Genomic DNA, 26,489 nt, shown 5'->3' with positions numbered 1-26,489 from the left:
GCCCCGCTCCACGGCGGGAGGCGGGGTCGGCGGGACGAGAGGCCGGCGGGACGTGAGGCCGGCGGACGCCGGGGAGGCCGTGGACGGGCTACGGCTTGCGGGCGAGGCCGCCCCAGTAGTACGCCGCGTACGGGTCGGCCGGCTGCTCGCCGTCCGGGTGCCAGGCCATCACCGGGGTGACGCCGGGCTCGATCAGCTCCCAGCCGTCGAAGAACCGGGTGACCTCCTCCTTGCCGCGCGGCACCAGGGTCATCCCGGCGGCGCGGGCGGAGGCGGTCACCTGGGCGACGGCGGCCTCGTTGAAGTCCTGGGTGGGGTGGGTGAGCGCGATGTAGCTGCCGGAGGGGAGCGCGTCGCGCAGCGCGGCGACCTTGCCCCACGGGTCGTCCTCGTCGGCGATCAGCATCAGCACGGCGATCATCAGCATGCCGACCGGCTGGGTGAGGTCCAGCGTCGTGTTGAGGGCCGGGTCGGCCAGCAGCTCGGCGGGCTTGCCCAGGTCGGCGTGGATGTAGGTGGTGCGGCTGGCCGGGGTGGAGACCATCAGCGCGCGGGCGTGGGCCAGCACGATCGGGTCGTTGTCCACGTAGACGACCCGGGTGCCGGCGCTGACCGACTCGGCGATCTCGTGGGTGTTCGGCGAGGTGGGGATGCCGGTGCCGAGGTCGAGGAACTGGCGGATGCCGTAGCGCTCGGCGAGGTGCCGCACGGCGCGCTTCTGGAAGCCGCGGTTCTCCTTGGCCTGCGCCTTCATGGTGGGCACGGCCTGCTCGATGGCCTGGCCCATCGCGCGGTCGGGCGGGAAGTTGGTCTTCCCGCCCAGCCAGTAGTCGTAGACGCGGGCGGAGTGCGGGGTGCTGGTGTCCACCCCGTACTTCTCCCACTGGCTGAGTTCGGCGGCATCGTTCTCGGACCGGTCGGCGAAGTCCTGACTCGTCGTCATGGCCACGTCCTTTTAAGACAGATCATCACACTGGGAGAGGTCAGATTAGCGGGCCCGGCGGGGATCCGGTCACGGGGTGGGCGAACAGTCGGCGTACGGGGTGCGCCTTGGGCCGTTGGGGTGGTGATCGAACCCGTCGGGGTAGCCGCCGGGAGACAGGCCGATGAACGGGGGACACATTCGTCATGCTGTCTGATCGTCAGATTACTTCGCGAAGATTACTGCTGGTCGCGGCGGGAATGTCGCTGCTCGGGGTCGCCGGGTGCGGCCGGGCCGAGGAGGTGGCGAAGGCCGCCGCCGCGGCCCGTTCGTCGGGCCCGGACCCGCTCCCGGACCCGCTCCCCGGGACGCCGCCCGCCGACGGGCCGTCCCCGGCTCCGACCGCCGTACCGTCCGCCGCACCGGCCGACGGGCCGACCGCGGCTCCGTCCGCCGCCGCGCCCGCCTCCACCCCTTCGCCCTCAGCGGCGTCCCCGTCCGCAGTGTCCCCGTCCGCGTCCCCGTCCGAGCCTCCGGCCGGGGCGGCGCCCGCGCGGGCGCTCACGGCGGCCGAGAGCCGCCCGGTGTACGAGCTCGACGCCGACCGGCGGGTGGTGGCGCTCACCATCGACGACGGACCCGACCCCCGGCACACCCCGACCGTGCTGGCCCTGCTGGAGCAGCACGGCATCCGGGCCACCTTCTTCCTGATCGGCGAGAACGCCGTCGAGCACCCCGGCCTGGTCCGGGAGATCGCCGCCCGGGGCCACCACATCGCCAACCACACCTGGACCCACCCCGACCTGCGCCACCTCTCGGAGGCCAAGGTCCGCGAGGAGCTGGAGCGCACCTCGGAGCTGCTGCACCGGACCACCGGGAAGGCGCCCAGCTGGTTCCGGGCGCCCGGCGGCGACTGGTCCCCGGCCTCCCTGGCGGTGAGCGCGGAGCTGGGCATGCGCCCCATGGCCTGGTCGGTCGACCCCCGGGACTGGGCCCGCCCCGGGACGGGCGTGATCACCGACCGGATCCTCAAGGACGTCCGCCCCGGCGCGATCGTGCTCAACCACGACGGCGGCGGGGACCGTTCGCAGACGGTGGCGGCACTCAAGGCGTACCTGCCGGTGCTGATCGACTCCGGGTACCACTTCACGGCCCCGCCCGGCTGAGCCGTGGACAAGTGGGCCCGAAACCGAAAAGGTCGCGCGAATAGTGGGTAAACCACCCGAAAGAGTGGATTAGCAGAATCGTTTCCCCATTTTTTGGGCCTCTAGGGTGATATCGCTCTATTCCCCCGGTGCCGTCGAGTACCGCCCGAAAGGTCCCCCGTCATGCGTCTCCGCAACACCCTGGTCGCCGCCACCAGCGCGATCGCGCTTGTCCTCGCCGTCCCGGTCTCCGCCAACGCCGCCGACGGCGTGTTCCGCTACACGTACCGGGACGGCGACTCCGAACGCCGTGGCGAGCTGGTCGACCCCCGGGGCGAGGAGTGCGTCGACGTCCAGGGGGCCACCGCGGGGAGCCCGGCCTACGCGCCCGCCAACCGCACCAGCGCGGCCGCCGTCGCCTTCCTGGACTTCGGCTGCGTCGGGGACGGCTACCGCGTGCTGGACCCGGGCGACTCGGCCGGCCGGCCGCTGGGCTTCCGCTCGGTGCTGTTCTCCTGAGGCGGCCGGCTCCGGCGGCCCGCCGCCGCCCCGGCCGCCCGCGCTCGCCGAGGAGGCCGGGCGGTGGCCGGCGCGGATGGGGGATCGCGCACGAACGGCGTAGCGTGGCCCGGGGAGGGGTTCGCGCAGGCCCGACACGGCGCAGGAGGAACGATGTCCGAACGGGAACCGGACCCGGTGGAGCAGGAGGAGTTCGCGGGTCGCGTACTGCAGGTGCTCAATGACGCCTGCCTGGGATTCATGGCCAGCGTCGGGCATCGGACCGGCCTCTTCGACGCCATGGCCGGCCTCGCGCCGTCGACGGTCGAGGAAGTGGCCGGCGCGGCCGGACTGGACGGCCGCTACGTCCGGGAGTGGCTGGGCGCCATGGTGGTCGGCGGCTTCGTCGAGTACGAGCCGCGGGGCCGCGTCTACCGGCTGCCACCGGAGCACGCCGCCTCGCTGACCCGGGCCGGCGGTCCGGAGAACCTGGCCGGGATGATGCAGTACCTCGCCCTGTTCGGCGAGGTCGAGGACCGGATCGTCGAGGCGTTCCGCACGGGAGGCGGGCTGCCGTACTCGGCCTACCCGCGCTTCCAGGAACTCCAGGCCGAGGAGAGCGCGGCGGGCTACGACCTGGCACTGGTGGACGCCGTGGTGCCGCTGGTGCCCGGGCTGACCGAGCGGCTGCGGGCCGGGATCGACGCGGTGGACATCGGCACCGGGCAGGGCCACGCCGTCAACGTCCTGGCCGGCGCCTTCCCGGCCAGCCGGTTCACCGGGGTGGACATCTCCGAGCAGGGCATCGGCGCGGCCAAGGCCGAGGCCGCCGTGCACGGCCTGGACAACACCCGCTTCGTGCTCGCCGACTCGGCCGACCTGACCGGCGGGTACGACCTGGTGACCGCCTTCGACGTCATCCACGACCTGGCCCGCCCCGACCGCACCCTGCGGGCCGTCGCCGGGGTGCTGCGGCCCGAGGGTGTCTTCCTGATGGGCGACATCGCCGCCAGCAGCCTGCTGGAGGAGAACATCGGCCATCCGCTCGCCCCGGCGCTGTACACCTTCTCGACCTTCTACTGCATGACGGTCTCGCTCGGCGAGGGCGGCGCCGGGCTGGGCACCGTCTGGGGCGAGCAGACCGCGCGCCGGATGCTCGCCGAGGCCGGCTTCGGCTCGGTGGACGTGTCGCGGATCGACGGCGATCCGCTCAACCAGTACTACGTGGCGCGGCTGGCGGTCGCGGCGTAGCGACCGCCCCGGCCGAGACGGGCCCGGAGGGCCCGAGCGAAGGAGGGCGGCGATGACCGGCAACGGCTACGCACACCCCGAGGCACTGGTCGGCACCGAGTGGCTCGCCCGGCACCTGGACGACGGCACGCTCCGCGTGGTCGAGGTGGACGAGGACAACGGCGCGTACGAGCGCGGCCACCTGCCCGGCGCGGTCGGCTGGAACTGGGCCACCGATCTGCACAGCCCGGTCGGGCGCGACTACGTGGACCGCGCGGGCGTCGAGCACCTGCTGCGCGCGGCCGGGGTCGAGGAGGACACCACCGTCGTGCTGTACGGCGGCAACAACAACTGGTTCGCCGCCTACGCCTACTGGCTGCTGCGGCTGCGCGGCTTCGGCCCGGTGCGGCTGTTGGACGGCGGGCGCAAGAAGTGGGAGCTGGAGGGGCGGGAGCTGACCGCCGAGGTGATGGACCACCAGCACAGCCCGTACCGGCTGACCGGGCCCGAGCACCCGGAGGTGCGGGCGATGCGGGACGAGGTCCTGGCCAAGGCGGAGGTCTTCGCGAAGCCGGGCTCGGACGCGGTGCTGGTGGACGTCCGCTCGCCGGCCGAGTTCCGGGGCGAGGCGCTGGCCCCGGCGCACCTGCCGCAGGAGCAGGCCCAGGTGCCGGGGCACATCCCGGGCGCCGTCAACATCCCCTGGTCGCAGGCGACCAGGGAGGACGGCACGTTCCGGTCGGCCCGGGAACTGCGCGAGCTGTACGGCGGACGGGGCGTCGAGCCGGAGCAGGAGGTGATCGCCTACTGCCGGATCGGGGAGCGCTCGGCGCACACCTGGTTCGCGCTGACCGAGCTGCTCGGCTTCGAGCACGTCAAGAACTACGACGGGTCGTGGACCGAGTACGGCTCGCTGGTCCGGGCGCCGGTGGCGCTGGGCGCCTGACGGCTCGGCGGCAGGCCGGCTGTGGGCCGGCTGTGGACTGCCGTGACGGCGTGTCACGACCGGGCCTCCCGGCCATTTCGGCCTGTTTCTTCTCATGAACATTTCATCATTCAGGCGTAGGAACGGGTTCGTTGGGACAAGGATCGATCCGACCCGTTGTCCCAGCGACCCTGTGGAGGACCCCTGTGCGCAAGAGGCTGATCGTCTCTGCCGCTGCCGGCGCGCTCGCCCTGCTCCTGTCCGTCCCCGCCTCCGCCGCCCAGGCCGGCCCGGGCGCGGCGGGGATCGGCGATCCCTACTACCCGAACGCCGGCAACGGCGGCTACGACGTCTCGCACTACGACATCCGGCTCAAATACACGCCCACCACCGACGAGCTGGAGGGCACCACCACCGTCCTGGCCACCGCCACCCAGGACCTCACCCGCTTCAACCTCGACTTCGTGCTCAGCGTGAAGGAGGTACTGGTCAACGGCCGGGCCGCCAAGTTCACCACCAGTGGCGAGCAGGAGCTGGTGATCACCCCCTCCCGCACCGTCGCCAAGGGCAGCCCGCTCACCGTGGTCGTCCGCTACGCCGACAAGCCGGGCGAGGTCGAACGCGGCGGGTACTCCGCCTGGCTGCGCACCGCCGACGGCGGGGTGGCCGCCAACGAGCCCGAGGGCGCCGCCTGGTGGTTCCCGGCCAACGACCACCCGACCGACAAGGCCACCTTCGACGTCTCGGTGCTGGTGCCGGAGGGCACCCAGGTGGTCAGCAACGGCACCCAGACCACCAGCTCCCGGGCCGGCTGGACCCGCTACAACTACCGGCAGAACAAGCCGCAGGCCACCTATCTGGCCACGCTGGCGATCGGGAAGTTCGACATCCGCAAGGACACCACCGAGGGCGGACTGCCGGTCATCACCGCGTACAGCCCGGACCTCGGCGCCAACCTCGGCGCGGCGCAGGCCAGCGTCGAGCGGACCGGCGAGCTGACCGACTGGCTGAGCACGGTGTTCGGCCCGTACCCGTTCGACACCGTGGGCGGCTACGTGCCCAATGTGCCGACCGGCTACGCGCTGGAGACCCAGGGGCAGGTCTTCTACAGCCCGGCGCAGTTCGCGCGTGGTGCCAACACCTCCGTCGTGGCGCACGAGCTGGCCCACCAGTGGTACGGCGACAGCGTCTCGGTGCAGCGCTGGAGCGACATCTGGCTCAACGAGGGCTTCGCCCGGTACGCGCAGTGGCTCTGGTCGGAGCACGAGAACGAGGGCACCGCGCAGGAACTGGCCGACTACGTCTACGGCTACTACCCGGCCGACGACGCGTTCTGGTCCGTGCGGCCGGGCGACCCCGGCCCGGACCACCAGTTCGCCGGCGCCGTCTACGACCGGGGCGCGATCGCCATCCAGGCGCTGCGCAACACGGTCGGGGACGACAAGTTCTTCGCGATCCTGAAGGGGTGGCCGACCGAGCGCAAGTACGGCAACGCCACCATCCCGCAGTTCCAGGCCTACGCGGAGAAGATCTCCGGCAAGCCGCTGGGCGGGCTGTTCAACACCTGGCTGTTCACGCCCGGCAAGCCGGCGGCGGGTTCGGCCGGCGCGGCGGCCGGCTCGGCGCTCGCGGCGGCGCCCGGCGCCGCGAGCCTCGCCCCGGGGGCGTCCGCGGCGGCGCCGGCGCAGCCGAAGTCCTGGCAGAAGATCCAGGACACCAACGCGGTGCACGAGCACCGGGGCTGACGCCTCGTCGCCCGCGCGGAGCGGGAGCCGGAGGCCCGGCCGGCCGCCCACGGGCGGACGGCCGGGCCTCCGGGCTTTTCAGCGGCGCAGTGCGCGTTCCTCGGTGAGGACCAGGTCCTCGATGCCGCGCAGGAAGCGCTCCATCGCGGGCCGGGGGAGTACCGCGGGGTCGGCCGTCATGGCGAGTTGCAGGGCGGTCGGGGTGCGCTGCGCGTCCAGGGCGTAGGTGAGCCCGGGCCGCGGGTCGAACTCGACCGGCCAGTCCAGGGTGGTGCCCCCGTCGGCCCCGGCGCCGGAGACGGCCGGGTCCGGGGCGGTGAGACCGCCGGGCAGCAGGTCGCGGGTGTCGTTGAAGACGCAGGAGCGGTCGGCGAGCGGCACCCGGTCGGCGGTGAGGCGCTCGATCTCGGCGTCCAGCAGGCGCCGGTCGTAGTAGGCGTGCCGGTAGGCGGCGATCGACGCGGCGTGGGTGCGGCGTACGGCCGCGCCGAACTCGCCGTCGGCGTCCTGGAGATGGAGCAGGGCGTCGCCGGCGATCACGCTCACCGCGTCGGTGAGGCCGGACAGGAAGCGGTTGTTGACCACCACCTGGAGCACCGCGTCCGGGCGGCCGGCCAGCCGGGCCGTCATGGCGGCGGTGGCCGCCAGCAGGACGGCGGAGGAGCCGGCGCGGTGGGCGGCGGCCACCGTGTCGACCGCGCGGAGCAGCGCGGGCGAGCTGAGGACGGCGTTCGGGAACCGTGCGGCGGGGCCGGCCGCCGGGGCGGGCGGGAACAGCCGCTCCGGGGCGGCGCGCAGCTTGCGCAGGGTGTGCGCGCGGGCGTTGGCGTCGCGTTTGCGGCCGCGCTCCGAGGTCTGGAACGCGGCCTCCTCCAGGGGCTGCCGGGTGGTCCGGCCGGCCCGGATCGCGGCCGGGTCGGCGCCCAGGGCGAGTGCGGTGAGGTCGCGGACCAGCAGGCCCATCCCGGTGCCGTCCACGGCGGTGTGGGAGAGCACCAGCGAGATGTGCCGCACCAGGCCGTCGGCCGCGACCAGGCCGACCCGGATCGGCCACTCGGTGGCGCAGTCGAAGGGACGGTCCGTCAGTTCCCGGTGCAGCGCGGCTCCGGCGGCGGTGAGTCCGGCCCGGTCGGTGCCGGCGGGGAGGTCGCGGACCAGGGCGGTCAGGGTGCCCGCCGGGTCGACGGTCTGGCGCAGTCCGGGGCCGTCCGGTTCGGGGAGCAGCCGGGTGTGCAGGGAGTCGTGCAGGTGCAGCAGGTGCCCGAGGGCGTCCAGGACCACCGGGAGCGGCAGGCCGGGGTCGAGCGGGGTGGCGGTGCCGATGTTGTAGCGGGGGCGGTCGGCGGGCGCCAGGCGGTTGACGACGTCCCAGATGGCTCGCTGGCCCCAGGTGGCGGGGCCGCTGCCGGAGCGGCCGTCGGCGAGGGGTATCTCCAGTTGTCGACTCGTGGTCACCGTGGGGGTTCTCCGATGCGCTGGTGCGGACGCGGGGTGGTGGTGCGGGCGGGTGCGGTGGGAGCCGTCCCGGAGAGTCTGCGGTACGGCCGCGAAATCGCGCCAGATGAAGGTCAATTCCGGTAAGGATCTTCGGGGCCCGCGCTACTGACCGGTATTCGCGGGGGTGGCGTGGCAGCATCCCTCTTGTGAGGCGTGACATTGCACATGTCACGTGCGATGTCGGCCTCGCGAACGAACCCACCCTCCGTTCGTCCGAAGGAGAAGTACCGAGATGAAGCGATTCGCCGCGCTCCTCGCCACCGGCGCCGCGCTCTCCGCGCTGGCCGTCACCGGGGCCACCCAGGCCTCCGCGCAGACCACCGGCGCCAGCAGCAAGACCTGCGTCGACGGGTACCCGGGCGTCGTCAACCTGCGGCTCTGCGGCTCGGTGACCGGCAACCAGGTCGTGTTCTCCGGCTACGCGACCCCCGCCAGCGTGGCCTGGAACCCGCAGAACGTGTCCTTCAACCTGACCGCCGGCGTCGTCGGCGGCGCCCTGATCGGCAGCGACTCGCCCAACGTGCTCATCACCGCCGGCGGCATCCCGGTCGGCAACGTCTCCGGCACCGCGCCGTGCGGCTCCAGCGTCCAGGCCACGTTCAACGTGACCCAGTGGGGCTGGCCGCCGTCGACCGCCACCCTCACCGTGCCGGTCACCTGCTGACGAAGCACTGACCGGGGCCGGTCCCGCGGATCCTTCCGGGGCCGCGGCGACTTCGGCGGGACCGGCCCCGGTCCCCGGCACCTTGTGCCGTAGAGGCGTGAGAGGCGTAGAGGCGTAGCGGCGTACCCAGGGTTTGCCGGACCCAGGGTCGGCGGGACCCAGGACGACCGCACCCCGGACGCGTGGACCCGGGTGGAGCAGGGCCCTGGGTGGCGCACCGCGGTGGGACCAGAGTGGTTCAGGTCAGGCCGTCAGGCCGTCGGCGCCAACGAACCGCACCGGAGCAGAACATGAACCACCCCACGCAGCCCGCCCCCGCCTCGCAGCCCGCCCTCGCCGCCCGCACCGCCGTCGTCACCGGCGCCGCCAGCGGCATGGGCGAGGCCACCGCCCGGCTGCTCGCCGCCGGCGGGGCCCGGGTCGCCCTGCTGGCCCGCCGCGCCGAGCGGCTGGACGCCCTCGCCGCCGCCATCACCGCCGACGGCGGCCGGGCCCTCGCCGTCACCGCCGACGTCACCGACCAGTCCTCGGTCGACGCCGCCGTCCGGACCGTGCACGACACCTGGGGCCCGGTCGACCTGGTGGTCAACAACGCCGGGGTGATGCTGCCCAACCCGCTCGCGGACGGGCGGATCGACGAGTGGACCCGGATGATCGACACCAATCTGACCGGCGCGCTGCGGATCGTCCGCGCGTTCTCCGCCGACCTCGTCGCGGCCGCCGCCGAGGGCCGCGCCGCCGACCTGGTCAACGTCTCCTCCATCGCCTCCCACGTCCTGTTCCCCGACTACGCCGTCTACGGGGCCACCAAGGCGGCGCTCACCCAGCTGTCCGCCGCGCTGCGCACCGAACTCGGGCCCCTGGACGTGCGGGTCGCCGCGATCGAGCCGGGGCTCACCGAGACGGAACTCGGCGGGCACATCGACAACCCGGCGCTGCGCGAGCAGCTCGACGGCATGTTCGACGCGATGCCCGCGCTGACCGCCCAGGACATCGCCGAGCTGATCGCCTTCACCGTCACCCGCCCGCGCCATGTGAACCTCCGTCACCTGGTCGCTCTGCCGACCCGGCAGGCCTGAGCGTCAAGGCGGGGCGCCCGGTTCCACGCGATCGGGTGGCGGATACCTACCGTCCGGGTGATACGGGTTCCGTCGGGCGGTTCGTGCGCCAAGAGTGGTGCGCCATGACCACTGAAGACCTGGATATCTCCCGCGGTACTCCCCGCCCGAGCGCGACCGGCGTCGTACCCGGACCGGCGCGGCGGTCCGTCGTCGCGGTGACCGGCGTGTCGGTGCTCGCCGCCGGCCTCACCGCGGCCGCCGCCGTTCCCGCCACCGCGCTCGCCCCCGCCGCCCCGCCGACCGTCCCGCCCGCGGCCGACCCGCCCGCCGCCGTGCCGCCGGGCACCGACGAGCGGGCGTACACGACGGTCGCCCGCGCCATCGCCGTCTACGACGACCAGGACCGGCCGCTCGTCCCGGCCTATCTGAGGATCGTCCGGGACGGCCTGCCGCCCGGGCGGGCCCGGGCGACCAAGCGGGTCCTGGTGGTCGGGGCGGGACCGGCCGGGCTGCTCGCGGCCGACCTGCTCAACCGGGCGGGCCACGAGGTCGTCGTGATCGAGGCCAACGGCAACCGCGTCGGCGGCCGGATCAAGACCTTCCGCAAGGGCGGCCACGAGAACGGCGCCCAGCCCTTCGCCGACCCCCTGCAGTACGCCGAGGCCGGGGCGATGCGGCTGCCCGAGAGCCACCCGCTGGTGATGGCGCTGCTCGACAAGTACCGGCTGCCGAGGCAGGAGTTCCTGCTGGTGGACGTCGATCCGCAGAACCCCTCCCAGCGGACCAACCGCACCTGGATCCACGTCAACGGGCTGCACGTCCGGCGGGCCGACTACGAGCGGGACCCCTCGGCGGTCAACGAGTCCTTCGGCGTCACCGGCCCCGACCGCACCAGGACCGCCGCCGCCATCTACGCCGAGGCGCTGGAAGGCGCGCTGGCGCTCGTCCGGGGCAAGGAGGGCCCCGAGCTGGTGGCGGGCTGGGAGACCGTGCTGCGGCGGTACGGGCACTGGTCGATGTACCGGTACCTCACCGAGGAGGGCGGGCTCGGCGCCAGGACGATCGACTTGATCGGCACCGTGCAGAACGTGACCTCGCGACTCCACCTCTCCTTCGTGCACAGCTTCCTGTCCGCCGCGCTGATCGACCCGAAGACGAAGTTCTGGGAGATCAAGGGCGGCACGGCGAAGCTCGTCGACGCCCTGTACGCGGCGGTGAAGGGGAAGGTGCGCTTCGACCGGCGCGCGGTGCGGATCGACCGGCACGGCGGCAAGGTCCGGGTGCACACCGTCTCCGAGGCCTGCCAGAGCGGCCAGGGCGGCGCGACGGAGGTCTTCGAGGGGGACGAGGCGATCGTCACCGTCCCCTTCGCCGGGCTGCGGCACGTGACCTTCGACCCGCCGCTGGGCTACGGCAAGCGGCGGGCGGTCACCGAACTCCACTACGACGCCGCGACCAAGGTGCTGCTGGAGTTCTCCCGGCGCTGGTGGGAGTTCACCGAGGAGGAGTGGCGGGCGGCGCTGGACTCGGTGGAGCCCGGCCTCTACGAGAAGTACCGGCAGGGCAAGGTGCCGGACGGGCGGTACCTCGGGGCCCACGACTCGGTGAAGGCGCTCGGGGTGAGCGTCCCCGGCGAGCTGCGGGAGTGCTTCGCGGCCTTCCGCCCGGTCGGCGGCGACCCGCCGGCCGCCCATGTGCGCGGCGGCGGCGCGGTGAGCGACAGCGCCAACCGGTTCGTCTACTTCGAGCACGCCCACCCGCTGGAGGGCAGTGACGGGGGCGTGGTGCTGGCCTCCTACAGCTGGGCGGACGACGCGCTGAAGTGGGACGCCTACGCCGACGAGGAGCGGTACCTGCGGGCGCTGGCCGGGGTGCAGGCCGTCTTCGGCCGCCGCTGCGAGGTCTTCTTCACCACGAAGGCCAGGACGCAGTCGTGGATGCGTGACCACTACGCCTACGGGGAGGCCTCGGTGCTGCTGCCGGGTCAGCACACCGAGCTCTTCCCCGACATCCCCGGCTCCGAGGGCCCGCTGCACTTCGCGGGGGACCACACCTCGACCAAGCCGGCCTGGGTCGAGGGCGCGCTGGAGTCGGCCGTCCGGAGTGCGCTGCTGGTGCACACCGGCTGACCGGGGCAGGGCGATCCCCGCGGTCTGCGGGGATCGCTCGGTTACTGGGCGGCGAGGGGGAGGGGCTCGCCGGGTCGCCGGGTCGCCGGGTCGCCGGGTCGGCGGCGGACCAGCGGCGGCTCAGCGGCGGATCGCGGTGAGCAGGTAGTAGTCGAGCAGGCCGTCCCGCCAGGTGGAGAGGAAGTTGCGGGTCCAGTGGCCGGGCGGGACGGTGCCCTCGAGATAGCGGTCGAGGCCGGGCCAGACGTCCGGGCCGATGGACTCGGCGGTGACCTCGGCGAAGCCGGCCGCCCCGAGGTCGGCCGTGAAGCCGGCCAGCGGGTGGGGGACGTCCAGGCCGTTGGCGAAGCTGCCGAGCAGGATGCTCAGCCGCTCGGCGACATCGGGCCCCTCGGCGGAGAAGAAGGTGGTCACCACCAGCCGGCCGCCGGGGCGCAGCACCCGGGCCGCCTCGTGGGCGAAGCCGGTCAGCTCACGGAAGTGCTGGGCCGCCTCGACCGAGTACAGGCCGTCCAGGGAGGCGTCCGCGAAGGGCAGGTCGTCGGCGGAGCCCAGGGTGTAGCCGAGCCGGTCCGGGAAGGTCGCCAGCGCCCTGGCGTTGACGGCGCGGGCGCGCTCGATCTGGTCGGGGTGGATGTCGACCCCGGTGACGGCGGCGAAGCGGAACTCGCAGAGCGCGAGGGCCGCGCCCAGCCCTCGCCCGCAGCCCACCTCGCCGAGTCGCAGCGACTCGGCGGGCCCGGGGAAGGCGCGCAGCACCCGGCGGTAGAGGTTCTGCTGGCTGCGGACGCGGTCCTCGGTCGTCGGAGCGGTGGTGCGGATGCCGCTCCAGTCGCCGAAGTTGATGAATCCGCCCGCGAAGGAGGCGGCCTGTGAGAGGTCGTCGGCGCCGTAGGTCTGGCGTACCGGTCCTGGGATGCGGTCCTGGCTCATGGCTCGCTCGGGCTCCTCTTGTGTCGTGGCGACGGCCGGGTGAAGGCGGGTGGCCGGGGTGACGGTGCGGGCGGGGGAGGGCCGGTGGGCCGGGCCTCCCGCGGGCGCGCGCCGCAGTACGTACCCAAACCGGCCGGTGCTGGAACTACCCGAAGGAAGTGGTTTCGGGAGGGGAGGAGCAGGTCGGGAGGGACGGGTGGGGGTCGGCGCGGGTGCTGCGGGCGGCCTGGAAGACTGGGGCCGATCGATTATTTCGGATCCGACGGGGACGGGGAGCGTCATGGGGACAGGTACAGGTACAGGTACGGGTGCGGCTGCAAGTGCGGCTGCGGCTGCGGTTGCGGCTGCCGGGGAAGGGCGGATCGCCCCGCCGCTGACCGGGGGCGAGCGCGAGACGCTGCGGGCGTTCCTGGACTACCACCGGGCCACGCTGGCGATGAAGTGTGCCGGGCTGACGGACGAGCAGCTGCGGCTGCGGTCGAGCCCGCCGTCGACGCTGACCCTGCTCGGGCTGGTGCGCCACATGGCGGAGGTCGAGCGGACCTGGTTCCGGCGGGTCATCGACGGGGAGGACATCCCGCTGGTGTGGTCCGCCGAGGGCGACTTCCAGGTCGCCTACGACGCGGCCGGGGCGGACCGGGCCGAAGCCTTCGCGGCCTGGGAGGCGGAGGTGGAGCACGCCCGGCGGATCGAGCGGGAGGCGGAGTCGCTGGACGTCACCGGGTACCAGGCGCGCTGGCAGCAGGAGGTCTCGCTGCGGCTGGTGATGCTGCACCTGATCCACGAGTACGCCCGGCACAACGGGCACGCGGACTTCCTGCGGGAGGCGATCGACGGGGAGGTCGGAGCCTAGTCGCGCCCCGCCTCCGGGAGCGGCCGTCGGGCGCGTCGGGGACGCCGGTGAACGCGCGGCGGGGTGCGGGCCGTATCCGTCACCGTGACAATGATGACCTCGGGACGCGGTGCTGGCAAGCTGGCCGCCATGGCGGAAGCGGTGGGTGAGGCGGGAGTCCGGGAGCTGGTCGCGGGTTGGCTCGCGGCGGAGCGGCCCGGCGAGGACGGGCCCGGCGGCGGGGAACCGGCCGACGGCGGGTGGGCGGTGCCCCCGGCCGCCGGGGCGGTGGTGGTCGCGGCCGCCCGGCGGCTGGCCGGGGCCGGACCGGCCCCGGGCCCTCCGCCGCCGCCGGCGCCGGAGGGGCTGCGGCTGATCGCCGAGGCCCTGGTGGTGGACGAGCACCCGTCGGCGGGGGCGTGGACGGCGCGGGAACGGACCGAGGCCGTGGAGTGGGTGGCGCTGCTGCTGGACCGCTTCGGCGAGGACGGCGTCGCGATGCTGACGGCCGAGCTGGCGGGGGAGGCGGCGTCGGCGGAGTCGACGGTGGAAGCGGTGGAAGCGGAGTCGACGGGCTTGCCGGGGTTGCCGGGGGAGTCCGGGGTGGGGGACCCGGAGTCCGGACGCGCCTCAGCCGGCTAACACCGCCAGCCGCCGGTCCAGTTCGCTGACCACCGCGCTGTCACCGAGCCGTCCGTACAGCCCGCGTGCCGCCCGCAGGGTGCCGACGGCCTCCGGGGTGCGGCCGGTCGCCAGCAGGAAGTCGGCGAAGTGGCGTTCGGCCACCGCGTGCAGATGGACGGCGCCGGCGAACCGGCAGCGCTCCACCGTCTGCCGCCAGGCCTCCTCCGCGTCGCCGTACCGGCCGAGCAGTTGCAGGGCGTGCGCCTCGTTGATCATCGCGGAGAGGTGGAAGACGGCCAGCGGGTGTTCGGCGAGCAGGGCCCTGGCCTCCCGGGCGCGGCGCAGCGCCTGGGTCGGATCGCCGGCCAGGCCGTACAGGCCGGCGGTGTTGCTGAGCGCGTAGGGGGCGTGTTCGGCATGGCCGTGCGTCTCGGCCAGGGCGATCGCCCGCTCGCCCAGCCGGACCGCCTCGTCGGGTCGGCCGCCGGCCGCCGTGGTCACGGCCAGCACGGTGAGCGCCTGCACCCGGACGGCGTCGTCGGTGCCGGAACTGCGGTCGACCGCCCGGAGGGCCAGCCGGTGCGCCTCCACCGTCCGGCCCCGGCCGCTCAGGGCGCGGGCCGTCACGGCCTCCATCGCGGCCACCGCGGCCGGATCGCCGGTGCGGCCGGCCGCGTCGAGCCCGGTCCGCAGGCAGGCCAGCCGGTCCGCGCGGCGCCCGACGCTGTAGTAGAGGCCGTCGGCGCGGTAGGCGAGCCGCCACGCGCGGTCGTGGTCGCCGGTCCCCGAGGCGGCGGCGACCAGGCCCCGGACGGCGGGTTCCTCGGCCTGGAACCAGTCCAGGATCGAGCGGACGGTGGGCAGGTGGGGCCGGGCGGAGCGCCGGCCGCCGGAGCCGGTGCCCATGAGACCGGTGAGACCGGCGGAAGCGGTAGCACCGGTGGGACCGGTGGGACTCGTGGGACCGGTGGCGCCCGGGGCGGGCTGGAGCAGGGCGGCGCCGTGGGCCACCGTCGCCAGGTAGTGGTCGGCCAGTGCGGCGGTGGCGGTGGCGTGCTCGGACGCGTGCCGCTCGTCGAGGAGTTCGGCCCCGTAGAGCCGGACCAGGTCGCAGCGGCGGTAGCGGCCGGGCGCGATCTCGGTGAGCAGGTGGTGCGCGGCCAGGGCGGCCAGGGCGTCCCGGGCCTCGTCCGGGCCGGCGCCGAGCAGCGCGGCGGCGGCGGGGACGTCCGTCTCCCGGCCGGGGTGGACGGCGAGCAGGGCCAGCAGGTGGGCCGCCGTAGCGGTCAGGTGGCGGAGGGTCCGGTCCAGCGCGGCGCGCAGGCTGCTGCTTCCCCGGGTGTCCAGGGCGTGCAGCCTGGTCCGCTCGTCGTCGAGTTCGGGCAGCAGGTCGGCGATCGCCCAGGCGGGGTGGGTGGCCAGCCGGGCGGCGACGATCCGCAGGGCGAGCGGCAGCCGGCCGCAGAGCTCGGCGAGCCGGGCGGCGGCCTCCGGTTCGGCGGCCACCCGGGGGCGGCCGAGCAGGTGCTCCAGCAGGCGCCCGGCCTCCTCGGCGGGAAGCGGGCCGAGGCGCAGCAGGGCGGCGCCCTCGGTGACCACGAGGTCCTCCAGGGTGCTGCGGCTGGTCACCACGGTCGCGCAGCCCGGACCGGCGGGCAGCAGGTCGGTGAGGTCCCCGGCGTCCGCGACGTCGTCCAGCACCACCAGCAGGCGGCGGTCGCGGCTGAGCGAGCGGTACAGCGCGGCGCGGGCCGGCCGGCCCTCGGGCAGTTCGGACTCCGCCACGCCCAGGGCGTGGAGGAACCGGCCCAGGACGGCGGCGGGTTCGGCGCGGCGGCCCGGTCCGAAGGCGTTGAGGTCGGCGAAGAGCCGTCCGTCCGGGTAGGCGGCCGCCGCGTCGTGCGCCCAGCGGAGGGCGGTGGCGGTCTTGCCGGTCCCGGCCGGGCCGACCAGGACGCCGAGCGTGCCGGCGCCGGGCGCCCCGACCTCGTCCGAGCCGCGCAAGCGGTCCGAGAGCCAGTCGAGTTCGGGGGTCCGGCCGACGAAACCGGCGGCCGGGCGGGGGAGCTGGTCGGGGGTGGCGGCGGAGTCGGCGGGCCGGTGCGGGAGTCGACCGGGACCGGGTACGGCGGGTGGGCTGGGCGTGGTGGGCTCGGTGGGTGCGGGCGCTGGCGCGAGTGCGGGTGCGGGTGCGGGCGTGGGCGTGAGTGCGGGCCGGGTGACAGCCGCGCGTCCGCCGCCGGAGGGGCGGGGGGTCGACTTGCAGCTCGCGAACGGCACCGCCGTCGGCGGTCGGACGGCCGGGGCGGCGGCCGGTGCGGTGTCGGCCGGTGCGGTGCCGGGCCGGGGCCGGCCGATCAGGCGGACCGGTCCCGGCGCCGTTCCCGTTCCCGTTCCCGATCCCGTTGCCGGGCGCCGTGCCGGGTCGTCGGACAGCACCCCCGACACCGCCGACCGCAGCGAACTGCCCGGCCCCACGCCAAGGTCCGCGGCCAGTCGGCGGCGGGTGCGGTGATAGGCGTTCAGGGCGTCCCACGAGCGCCCGGACTGCTGCAGACAGAGCACCAGCCGGGCGGCCAGCGCCTCGTTCCACGGATCGGCCTCCGCGGCGCGGTCGAGTTCGGCCACGGCGTCCGCGCCCAGCCCGAGCCGGAGCAGGCGGTCGGCCCAGGCCTCCAGCGCGAGGGTCCGGTCCTTCCGCAGCCGGTCGGCGAGCGCGTCCCGCAGGTCGGTCTCGGGCAGGTCGGCGAGCGCGGCGGGCCCCTGCCACAGGGAGAGCGCCCGGCGCAGCAGCCCGGCCGCCGCCTCGTCGCCGTCCGGGGCGTTCCGCGCGGCGGCGTCGGCGACCAGCCGTTCGAACAGCAGCGAGTCCACGGCGTCCGCCGGTCCGTCCAGCCGGTAGCCCGGCGGCCGGGTGGAGAGGACGAGGCCCGAGCCGGCGATCAGCTTGCGCAGCGCGGCGATGTGGCCCTGCAGCGCGGCCCTGGCCCGGGCCGGCGGCGCGTCCCCCCACAGGAGTTCGAAGAACCGTCCGACCGGGACGGTACGGCCGAGTTCGAGCGCCAGCAGGGCCAGCGTGGCGCGCCGCTTGGCGGCGGCGGGCTCGACGGACCGGCCGTCGGCGGTCCGCAGTTCCACCGGGCCCAGCAGCCGAACGAACACGGATCCTCCCTGGTGAGAGCGGGTGGACGAGGGTTTCCATCCCTGTGAGGGGCGCAGTCTAGCCACGCTGGAGGTTCGTTCTGTGACGTTCGGTGTGCGATTTCGGGAATGGTGGGTATCTGTCCGACCGGGGGGTTGACGCCGGCCGGTTCGTGGTCCTCGCGAGGGTGCGCGGGGGCGTCCGCCGGTCGGAAGCGGGCGGCGCGTCCGACCGGCGCGCTTCCGGGGTCCGCCGCCGCGCCGCCGGTGAGGCACTGTCGTCCGCGTGCTGACGAACGGGCCGTCGGGCGGGCCGGGTGCCGCGGCGGAGGGTGCGGGCGGCGGTGCGGGCGGGCCCTTCGGCGACGGCCGGGGGCGGCGGCCCGGGAGCGGGGTCCCAGTGGCGCGGACCGTCCGGGCGGAGCGCGTGCCCGGCGGTTCGGGAGGTGTGCGCGATCGGGCCGGCCGGGCTGCCCCAACGGGAACCCCGAACGGGGCCCCCGGGCCGGCCGGGGGGCTCCGGCGCGGAAACCCGCACGACCCTTCTCCCGGGTTCAACGGACGGACGTCCACCTGGGGTTCACCTGTCAGCGGAAGGAGGTGAACCCGGGCCGCCGGGCGCCCCGTCGATCAGAGTGCGGGGCCGTCGCGGTTCCGAGAGCTTCGACCGCCGGGAAGGGCCACCATGCTGCGAATGAACGGGCCGCTGCGGATCACCGTCCTCGACAAGGACGCCGACTACGAGCAGCGCGCGGTGGTGCGCACCCCCTACGGCACGTTGGTGCTGGAGGGGAGGGCCGGGGCCTCGCTGGACGTGCAGGCCGAGGAGTGGGAGCTGGAGCTGCAGCACTGCGTGCCCGGGGTGGGCTGGCGGCCCAACGTCCGGGTGCTGCCGTACCCGTGGCAGACCTCCGGCGGTCTGCGCAGCCGGATCGTGCGCAGCAAGGACTGCGACTGGCTGCACGGCGACCCGACCGAGCGGAACTTCGTCCTGCGGCTCTCCGCGACGGTGGCCGAGCGTCCGGGCGCGGCCCCGGCCGCCGCCGAGGCGGTGGGCCCGGCCGTCCGCGGCGGGCTGCGGACCAGCTCCGGTGCGGGCCCCGGCTCGGTCGGCGGGGCGGTACCCGGGGTGCCCGCCATGCCCGGGGTGCCCGCGATGCCCGGCGTACCGGCGATGCCCGGGGCGGCGGCCGCGCGGGCGGAGCCGGGGGTCCGGGCCGCCGAGGCCGGATGGTCCCTGACGGACGCCGTCCAGGTGGGGACGCGCATGCCGCCGACGGGCCGGGTGGCGCCGGCGGTGTGGCCCGCGCCGACGGCCCGGGCGGTGGAGGCCCGGGCCGTCGAGGCGCGGGCGGTGGAGGCCGAGCGGGCGGCGCCGGTGGCGGGGAGCGAGGCTCGGAAGAGCTGGGGGAGCGGCCGGTAGGGAGGTTCCCCGGCCGGGGGCGCGGCGGCCCCGGCCGGGGTCAGGCGGCCGGGGCGGTGTCCGGGCCGTCGGTGCCCGGGCCGTCGGGGTCCTCGGGGATTCCGGGGCCGTCGGGGGCGGTGGCCGGCGGTTCGGGGGTGTCGATCTGGACGCCCGGGGTGAGGTGGAAGCGTTCCGGGGCTTCGGCCCGGGGGCGTTCGGCCGGGGGCATCGCCGCCCGCCGCTCCAGCCAGGCGCGCAGGCGGGTCAGCGAGTTGCGGTTGCGCTCGGAGGGATCGCCGCCCGATTCGCGCAGCAGCACGCAGGCCGGACGGTCGCCGTCCGCCGGTACCTGGCCGACCACGGTGAAGGCGGTGCCCGGCGGGAACGCCGCCTGGGCCGGGCCGTCGGTCGGATCGAAGACGGACGTGCGCCGGCCGGTGGCCGACCAGACGAGGAACTCGACGGACGAGCCGGGGAGTTCGGCCCCCGGCGCGGTGAGCCCGGCCAGCGGTGCCGGTTCCCGGAACTGGCGGCCGGTCGGGTAGTGCGCCAGCACGGACTCCGGGTCGAGACCGGCCCCGGCGCCGAGCAGCACCGCGCCGTGGTGGCTCGGCAGCCGGCGCAGACCGGAGCCGAGGCAGCGCAGGAACGGCCGCAGCTCCGCGTCCCCGGACCGCGCGGCCGCGATCAGGGCCGCACGGGTCGCGGGCACGCCGGCGTCGGTGTGGTGGAGCAGGACGGCGGCCAGGTCGGGCTTGAAGTCGTCCTGCGAGGTGGAGCGCAGACCGGGGAGCCGGGTGGCGAGCAGTTCGACCCGGCCGGTGCAGCGGTGGTAGTGGTCGCCGAGCTGCGCCCGGACGGTGTCGCGCTCGGCGGGACTGCTCGCGGTGACCGGGGCCGGGCTGTCGTCGAGGCCGAAGTACCGGGCCGGGGCCGGTTCCGGGACGGCAGCCGGTGCCTCGGCGGCCGTGACCGGCGGTGTGGCCGGCGGTGCGGTCTGCGGCGCGGCCTTCGGCTCGGCTGTCGGCTCGGACGGCTCCTCCGGTCCGACGGGCCCGGACGGGGGCTCGGGCTCCGGTCCGACGGGCGGTGCGGACGGTGCGGTCGGTGCGGGCGGGGGGACTTCGGGGGTCCGGCGGGGCGGCGGCGCGCCGTCCGGCCCGCCCGTCCGGCCGCCGAAGTCGGGGCCGGAACCGGCGGTGGCGCTTCCGGCCGAGGGCGGTGCGCCGGGGCCGGTGGCGGGATCGGTGGCCGGGTCGGCGCTCGCCAGGGGGACCCGCCGGGTCGGCGCTCCGGCCGCCCCGGCGACGCCGCCGGCGGCACTGCCGGTGGCGGGCGCGGCGGTGGCCCGGACGGGCGTGGGCAGGGGCAGCGGAACCGGTTCGGCCCCGGCCCCGGGGTCCAGGCCGGCCCCGGTCCCGGGATCCGCGGGGACCTGGAGCCGGGCCCGGGGATCGGCCTGGGACGCGTACGGGGTCTCCTCCCCGGGTTCGGCGGAGGGGTCGCCGACGGCGGGCGTCCGGGGCGGCAGCGGCGGTTCGGCCCCGGACGCGGCCTCGGGCTCGGGAACGGGCGGCATCCGGTGCCGGAGCGGGCCTTCGGCCTGCGACTCGAAGCGGCTCCCGGCCCCGACCCCGGCCCCGACCCCGGTCCCAGCCCCGGTCCCGGTTCCGGCCTCGAGCCCGGCTCCGGCCCCGGGCGCACCCCCGGTGTCCGGCACGGGCGGCACCCGGTGACCGGTCGGCAGTTCGCCGCGCGAGGCGGTCCGCGACCCGCCGTGGGCGACCGGCGCGGGCACGGCCGGTGCCCGGTGCGCGGAAGAAGCGGCGGCGCCCGGTCCCAGGGCGGCGGGCGCCTGTGCCCCCGGTCCGCCGACCGCGGCGGCGGACCGAGCGGCCGTGGGTGCGGCCGTGGCCGCCGCGGCCACCGGCGCCGGGCGCCGGGCCGCGTCCGTGCCGCCGATGCCGTACGACACCGGCGCCACGGCGGGCGGGCCGCCCGCCGGCTGCTCGGCGCCGAGCCACTCCAGCTCGTACGTCCGGGCGACGAACCGTCCGACGCGTTCGGCGGTGGGCTCCAGCAGCCCGTGCACGAGCAGGCCGAAGCCCTCGGCGCCGACCGCGGGCAGCCGGTCGAGGAGGGCGCCCAGTTCCTCGAAGGCGTCGGCGGGCACCGGGCGGTCCCGTTCCCCGACGATCAGCAGCGGGCGGCTCGGCTCGGGCCGGCGGAAGCGCGGGGTGAGCACGTGCGGCGGTTCGGGGCGGAGCCAGAGCCCGGCCGGGACGGCCTCCAGGGCCCAGTACGGGAACGCCTGGAACACCCCGGGCCCGGCGGTCCGCCAGTCGGCGCCGCCGTTGCGCCAGGCGGCGGGCGTGGTGGGGCAGCCGGGGGCGGAGGAGAGGCGCAGCAGGAACGGCTCCCACCCGATCCGGCCCTCGCGGTCCAGCACCCGCGAGGTGGGGCCGCCGTGGCCGAGGACGGGCAGGCCGATCGCGGCCTGCACCGGCCGGGCGGTACGGGCGGTCAGCGCGCCGATGAGCGCGGAGAGTTCGTCGGGGGCCGCCCACGGGGCGCTGATCAGGGGGCGGTCGGAGCCGAGCGGCAGCGAGAGCACGGCCTCGGCGAAGTCCTCGGGCAGCAGGACGGGCCGGGTCGGGGTGCCGATCACGATGACGGCGGTGCCGGGCGGGGCGGCCGCCAGCCGCAGGTCGGGCAGCGGGGTGGTGGCCGGGTCGGCCGGGTCGGTGAGCCAGAAGCCGGCCGGCAGCCGCAGGACGCGCACGGCGGCCGCCCGGCCCCGGGCGGCGGCGGGGGCGGGAACGGCCGGGGGTTCGACGAAGGCGGTCGGTCGGCTGCGCCGCGGTTCCACGGGGGCGACGGCGCCGATCGTGCCGGCCACCCGCCGGGGCTGCTCGCCGGGTTCGCACCGCCACCAGGAGGAGCGTGCGACCGCGCCCTCGGGGTCGTTGACGGTGAGGTGGCCGGCCGCGGTGATCTCGACCAGGCCGTCCGGGGCGACGACCGGTACCCCGGAGCGTTCGGCGACGACCTCGGCCGGGCGGCGGCCGTTGGGGGCCAGGGCGGCCAGTCCGGAGGCGGCGAGCACCAGGTGGGTGGCGCCCCGGGCGCGGGTGATCACGCCGAGGTCGGTCATCCGGTCGCGCAGGACCTTGGCCGAGTCCGGTGCGGCGGCGATCACCACGACGGCGTCGGGGACGGGCCGCAGGGCGCCGATCGCCGCCTTCAGCTCGCTCGGACGGGCGGTGGCGGAGGCGATCACGAAGTGCGGGCCGACCTCGCGGAGCACCGACGGGCCCGGCTCCGCGGTGCGGGCGGGCGCCGGCACCGGGAGGGGCGCGGTGGGGCCGGGCGCGGCGGGAGTGTCCCCGGCGGGCAGCGCGCGCTGCGGCCCGCGCCGCAGTCCGAAGCGGCGGCGGGGCTCGGCCGGGGGTGCGGGGTCGCCGGAGCGCGCACCGGTGCGGGAGAGGCTCATCGTCCAGGACTACGGCCCCGGCCGGGCGCCCGGTTCACCCGGGGGCCCGGCCGGGGCCGTGGTCGGTCGGTCCGACGGCCGTCAGGCCCGCGCCGACGGGTCCGCCGCCCCGGCCGGCTCAGGCTCCGGGTCCGGCTCCGGGTCGGGCATGAGACCGGTCTGCACCTGGACCGTCCGGCGCCGGGTGATGTGCAGGCCGCGGCCGGGCGGCAGCACCCGTGGCTTGACGCTGCCGAACAGCGTGCCCTCGCTGGGCGGGCAGGAGAGCAGGGTGACGGGCGTGTTGATGTCCTGCAGCCGGCGCAGCAGCTGGTCGCTGTAGGCCCGGCCGATGCCGTTCGCGGAGCGGGCGACGATCAGGTGCAGGCCGAGTTCGGCGCCCTGCGCCAGGTGTTCCAGGAGCGGGCCGAACGGGCCGGCGCCCATCTGACCGGGGACGAGGTCGTAGTCGTCGACGACGACGAACAGCTCCGGCCCCGTCCACCAGTCGCGCAGCCGCATCCGGGCCGGGCTGATCTCCTCGCCGGGCAGCCTGGCCTCCATGGCCCGGGCCGCGCCGGTGACGACCTGCTTGAGCACGTCCACCGAGACGGCGTAGCCGAGCCGGTACTCCTCCGGGACGCTGTCGTAGAGCCCGCGCCGGAAGTCGACCAGCATGATCCTGGCCTCGGACGGGGTGTAGGCGGAGGTGATGCCGTCGACCAGCAGGCGCAGCAGGTTGGTCTTGCCGCTCTCGCTGTCGCCGACCACCAGCAGGTGCGGCGACTCCTCGAAGTCGTGCCAGAGCGGCGAGATCGCGGTGTCCTCCAGGCCGAGGGCGACCCGCAGGCGGCCCGTGGGCGCGGGCAGCGAGGAGGCGTCCAGCAGCAGCGGCAGCATCCGCACCTCGGGTGCGCGGGGGCCGCTCCAGTGCTCGTTGAGGGCGTCGACGAGGTCCGCGATGCCGTCGGCGAGGTCCTCGGAGCCGCCCTGGCCGTCGATCCGGGGGAGGGCGCTGAGGAAGTGCAGCCGTTCCTTGGTGAGGCCCCGGCCGGGGCTGTGCGGGACGGTCTCGGCGGCCCGCATATTGATCATGGAGTCGATGGGGTCGCCGAGCCGCAGCTCGAACCGGGTGCCGAACTGGTCGCGCACGCCGGTGGACATCTCGCCCCAGCGGGCCGCCGCGACGACCAGGTGGACGCCGTAGTTGAGGCCCCGGGAGGCGATCGGGGTCAGCGCGGCCACCAGGTCCGCGAACTCCTGGCGCAGGGTGCCCCAGCCGTCGACGACCAGGAACACGTCACCGTGCCGGTCGTCGGCGAGCTCCGGGTCGCCGGCGGCCCGGCGCCGGCGGAAGGTCGCCATGGAGTCGACGCCCAGCTGGGCGAAGCGCAGTTCGCGGCGCGCGATGACGGCGTTGACCTCGGCGATGGTGCGCCCGACCCGCTCCGGGTCGTGGCGCCCGGTGACGCCGCCGACGTGCGGCAGGCCGCGGAGCGAGGAGAGCGTGCCGCCGCCGAAGTCCAGGCAGTAGAACTGGACCTCCTGCGGCGTGTGGGTGAGCGCCAGCCCGGTGATCAGGGTGCGCAGCAGGGTGCTCTTGCCGCTCTGCGGGCCGCCCGCGATGCCGACGTGCCCGCCGGCGGCCGACAGGTCGGCGGTGAGCAGCTCGCGCATCTGCTGGAACGGGCGGTCCACCACGCCCACCGGCACGGTCAGCGTGCCGACGGCGGGGCGGCCGTCGGGCGCCAGCCCGTGCCGCGAGGTGGGGGTGAGCGGCGGCAGCAGCTCGTCCAGGGTGGGCGGGGTGTCCAGTGGCGGCAGCCAGACCTGGTGGGCGGGCGGACCGGCGTCGAGCATCCGGGCGGCCGCCAGGTCCAGCAGGTTCGGGGCGTCCTCCTCGGCCGCCTCCCTGGCCTCCTCGGCGGCCAGGACCTCCGGGTCGGGGTCGCGCGGGGCGACGTACTCGGTGCCGTAGGCCACGATCTGGCCGGCCACGGCGGCCTGCTGGACGGCGCCGCGCCGGCGCCGGTAGGGCCCGGAGACGTACGCGGCCTTGAACCGGGTCAGGGTGGCGATGTCGCTGCGCAGGATGCCGTTGCCGGGCTGGGAGGGCAGCTGGTAGGCGTCGGGCACGCCGAGCACGCCGCGGCTCTCCATGGCGGAGAAGGTGCGCAGGCCGACCCGGTAGGACAGGTGGGACTCCAGCGCGTGCATCCGGCCCTCGTCCAGCCGCTGCGAGGCGAGCAGCAGGTGGACGCCGAGGGAGCGGCCGAGTCGGCCGATCATGATGAACAGGTCCATGAAGTCGCGGTGCGCGGACAGCAGTTCGCTGAACTCGTCGACCACCACGAAGAGCGTCGGCAGCGGGTCGAGCTGGGTGCCGGCGGCCCGCGCGGTCTCGTAGTCGAGCAGTGAGCTGTAGTTGCCGGCCGAGCGCAGCAGCTCCTGGCGGCGGTTCATCTCGCCGTGCAGGGCGTCGCGCATCCGGTCGACCAGGGCGGCCTCGTCGGCCAGGTTGGTGATCACCGCGGAGGTGTGCGGCAACTGGTCCAGGCCGAGGAAGGTCGCGCCGCCCTTGAAGTCGACCAGGACGAAGTTGAGCGTCTCGGAGGAGTGGGTGAGCGCGAGGGCCAGCACCAGGGTGCGCAGCAGCTCGGACTTGCCGGAGCCGGTGGCGCCGATCAGCATGCCGTGCGGGCCCATCCCGCCCTGCGCGGACTCCTTGATGTCGAGCTCCACCGGCTTGCCGTCCGCGCCGACGCCGATCGGCACCCGCAGCCTCCGACTGCGCGGGCGCTCCGCCCAGCTGCGGGCGATGTCGTGCTGGTACAGGTCGTTGACGCCCAGCAGCGAGGTGAGGTCGAAGTCGGTGCTGAGCGGCTCGGAGACGTCCATCGCGTCGCCCAGCCGGTACGGGGAGAGCGTGGTGGCGTAGCGGCGGGCGGCCGCGAGGCCGAGGGCGTCCGGGCGGCCGAGCGCGGTGATCTCGTCGCGCCGGTTGCGGTCGGCGGTGACGAGGTCGAGCTGGTCCCCGGTGATCCGCAGCCGCATCCGGAACGGCGCGTGCTTCCACTCCACCGCCCCGGAGACGTCCAGCAGCACGGCGTTGCGGTAGCCGGCGAGCAGGGCGCGGCTGCCGCTGGGCAGCTTCACCCCGTCCAGGACGATCAGGGTGAACGGCTCGTCCCGGCCGGGCTGGGTCTCCGGCTCGAACGGCGGCCGGTCGGCGAACTCCGGGCCCAGCAGCTGCTCCAGCTCCAGCAGCGAGTCGGCGACCAGGCGCACCGGCCCGGCGCCGTCCGTCTCGGTGGGGTGCAGGGAGTGCGGCAGCCACTTCAGCCAGGCCCATTCCGCGCGCTGCGCGGGGGCGACGGCGGCGGCGATCCGCAGCTCGTCCGGGGCGTGGAAGAACGCCAGCTGGGCGATCATCGCCCGGGCCAGCGCACGGGCCGGGCCGGGGTCGGCGGCCTCGCCGGGCTCCGTGCCGGCGGGCGCGGGGGGCAGCTGGTCCTCGCCGTCCGCCGGGTCGGCCGCCGGTTCCGGTGCCGGGTGCTCGCAGCGCATCAGGACGTGGGCGTAGCCGCGCACGTGGACGGCGATCGGCTGGTCGGCGATCGAGCCGTAGGCGTGGATGAAGCGGCGCAGCGCGTGCGCGCAGAGCGGTTCGAGGTCCTCCACCGGCTGGGTGGCCAGCGGGGCGAGCTTGACCGCCAGCCGCTGCGAGCCGGTGGCGATCCGCACATCGCCGAAGTCGGGGTGGGCGGCGCGCCGCTCCCACAGCCGCGAGGTGCGCACCAGGGAGGCGAGCGCGGCCGGGTCGGGGTGGCGCCAGGCCAGGGCGAGCCGCTGGTTGACGATGTGGCGGCGGACCTGGCGGCGCACCTGGGAGAGGTAGCGCAGGTAGTCGCGGCGCTCGCCGCGCAGCTGGCGCTTGCGGTCGCTGGCGCCGCGGATCAGCTGCGTTACCAGCATGCCGACGGCGGACAGGCCCATCATGCCCATCGCCACGTAGGTGAGCGGCCCGCCGCCGGACTGCGGGTTGAGGAAGATCATCACCATCGAGAGCGAGCTCAGCGCCATCGGCGCCATGGCGATCATGTTGGACATGCCGCTCTGCTGCTCCGGAAGGACCGGCGGCTCCTGCAGCTGGAGCTCGCCGTCCGGCATCGCCGGTCCGGGGCGCCGGGGCGGACGATCGACCAGGACCACGCTCAACGGGGGATCTCCTCTCGCGGCGCCCGGGGCGCCGCCGGTGACGGGCAG

17 protein-coding genes are annotated in these 26,489 nt (G+C 75.6%); 11 read left to right on the top strand and 6 right to left on the bottom strand.

Annotated features, from left to right (window positions below; translation table 11 throughout):
- Positions 1-88 precede the first annotated feature (88 nt).
- Positions 89-943, bottom strand: coding sequence for an SAM-dependent methyltransferase (locus SM793_RS20885; RefSeq protein ID WP_320439751.1), 855 nt, complete (start codon positions 941-943; stop codon positions 89-91).
- Positions 944-1,506: 563 nt separating this feature from the next.
- Here SM793_RS20885 and SM793_RS20880 point away from each other — a divergent pair.
- From SM793_RS20880 to SM793_RS20860, 5 genes are all read left to right on the top strand, one after another.
- On the top strand, positions 1,507-2,088 hold the full coding sequence (locus SM793_RS20880) for a polysaccharide deacetylase family protein (RefSeq protein WP_320439750.1): 582 nt from the start codon (positions 1,507-1,509) through the stop codon (positions 2,086-2,088).
- 162 nt (positions 2,089-2,250) lie between these two features.
- Positions 2,251-2,586, top strand: coding sequence for a hypothetical protein (locus tag SM793_RS20875; RefSeq protein ID WP_320439749.1), 336 nt, complete (start codon positions 2,251-2,253; stop codon positions 2,584-2,586).
- A 153-nt stretch (positions 2,587-2,739) separates the two neighbouring features.
- Complete coding sequence (locus SM793_RS20870) at positions 2,740-3,816, top strand: class I SAM-dependent methyltransferase (RefSeq protein WP_320439748.1); 1,077 nt, start codon at positions 2,740-2,742, stop codon at positions 3,814-3,816.
- Between the two features lie 52 nt (positions 3,817-3,868).
- Positions 3,869-4,741: a sulfurtransferase gene (locus SM793_RS20865; RefSeq protein WP_320439747.1), complete on the top strand. Its 873-nt coding sequence runs from the start codon at positions 3,869-3,871 to the stop codon at positions 4,739-4,741.
- A gap of 185 nt (positions 4,742-4,926) precedes the next feature.
- Positions 4,927-6,465 carry a M1 family metallopeptidase gene (locus SM793_RS20860; RefSeq protein WP_320439746.1) on the top strand — a complete coding sequence of 513 codons (1,539 nt, stop codon included), beginning with the start codon at positions 4,927-4,929 and terminating at the stop codon, positions 6,463-6,465.
- Positions 6,466-6,543: 78 nt separating this feature from the next.
- On the opposite strand, the gene SM793_RS20855 is transcribed toward SM793_RS20860, so the two are convergent.
- Complete coding sequence (locus SM793_RS20855) at positions 6,544-7,920, bottom strand: condensation domain-containing protein (protein ID WP_320439745.1); 1,377 nt, start codon at positions 7,918-7,920, stop codon at positions 6,544-6,546.
- Positions 7,921-8,194: 274 nt separating this feature from the next.
- Between SM793_RS20855 and SM793_RS20850 the strand changes: the two genes are divergently transcribed.
- The 3 genes from SM793_RS20850 (at position 8,195) to SM793_RS20840 (ending at position 11,816) form a co-directional block, all read left to right on the top strand.
- Complete coding sequence (locus SM793_RS20850) at positions 8,195-8,626, top strand: hypothetical protein (RefSeq protein ID WP_320439744.1); 432 nt, start codon at positions 8,195-8,197, stop codon at positions 8,624-8,626.
- Between the two features lie 290 nt (positions 8,627-8,916).
- Positions 8,917-9,705 carry an SDR family oxidoreductase gene (locus SM793_RS20845; protein WP_320439743.1) on the top strand — a complete coding sequence of 263 codons (789 nt, stop codon included), beginning with the start codon at positions 8,917-8,919 and terminating at the stop codon, positions 9,703-9,705.
- Positions 9,706-9,809: 104 nt separating this feature from the next.
- Positions 9,810-11,816: a flavin monoamine oxidase family protein gene (locus SM793_RS20840; protein WP_320439742.1), complete on the top strand. Its 2,007-nt coding sequence runs from the start codon at positions 9,810-9,812 to the stop codon at positions 11,814-11,816.
- A gap of 120 nt (positions 11,817-11,936) precedes the next feature.
- Here SM793_RS20840 and SM793_RS20835 read toward each other — a convergent pair whose 3' ends face one another.
- On the bottom strand, positions 11,937-12,749 hold the full coding sequence (locus SM793_RS20835) for a class I SAM-dependent methyltransferase (RefSeq protein WP_320439741.1): 813 nt from the start codon (positions 12,747-12,749) through the stop codon (positions 11,937-11,939).
- 280 nt (positions 12,750-13,029) lie between these two features.
- Between SM793_RS20835 and SM793_RS20830 the strand changes: the two genes are divergently transcribed.
- Positions 13,030-13,602: a DinB family protein gene (locus tag SM793_RS20830; protein WP_320439740.1), complete on the top strand. Its 573-nt coding sequence runs from the start codon at positions 13,030-13,032 to the stop codon at positions 13,600-13,602.
- A gap of 93 nt (positions 13,603-13,695) precedes the next feature.
- Positions 13,696-14,223 carry a hypothetical protein gene (locus tag SM793_RS20825; RefSeq protein ID WP_320439739.1) on the top strand — a complete coding sequence of 176 codons (528 nt, stop codon included), beginning with the start codon at positions 13,696-13,698 and terminating at the stop codon, positions 14,221-14,223.
- Here SM793_RS20825 and SM793_RS20820 read toward each other — a convergent pair.
- Positions 14,212-17,367, bottom strand: coding sequence for a BTAD domain-containing putative transcriptional regulator (locus tag SM793_RS20820; RefSeq protein WP_320439738.1), 3,156 nt, complete (start codon positions 17,365-17,367; stop codon positions 14,212-14,214). The genes SM793_RS20825 and SM793_RS20820 overlap by 12 nt on opposite strands.
- A 664-nt stretch (positions 17,368-18,031) precedes the next feature.
- Here SM793_RS20820 and SM793_RS20815 point away from each other — a divergent pair.
- Entirely contained in the window at positions 18,032-18,769 is a 738-nt protein-coding gene (locus tag SM793_RS20815) for a hypothetical protein (RefSeq protein ID WP_320439737.1), read from the top strand.
- Positions 18,770-18,809: 40 nt separating this feature from the next.
- Here the strand turns inward: SM793_RS20815 and SM793_RS20810 are convergent, their stop codons facing one another.
- Positions 18,810-22,244, bottom strand: coding sequence for a hypothetical protein (locus SM793_RS20810; RefSeq protein ID WP_320439736.1), 3,435 nt, complete (start codon positions 22,242-22,244; stop codon positions 18,810-18,812).
- An 81-nt stretch (positions 22,245-22,325) separates the two neighbouring features.
- Complete coding sequence (gene eccCa, locus SM793_RS20805) at positions 22,326-26,393, bottom strand: type VII secretion protein EccCa (protein WP_320439759.1); 4,068 nt, start codon at positions 26,391-26,393, stop codon at positions 22,326-22,328.
- Between the last annotated feature and the right edge of the window lie 96 nt (positions 26,394-26,489).

Source organism: Kitasatospora purpeofusca, from assembly GCF_034043715.1.
Classification (GTDB): Bacteria; Actinomycetota; Actinomycetes; order Streptomycetales; family Streptomycetaceae; genus Kitasatospora; species Kitasatospora purpeofusca_A.
This window is presented reverse-complemented; position numbering and strand designations above follow the sequence as displayed.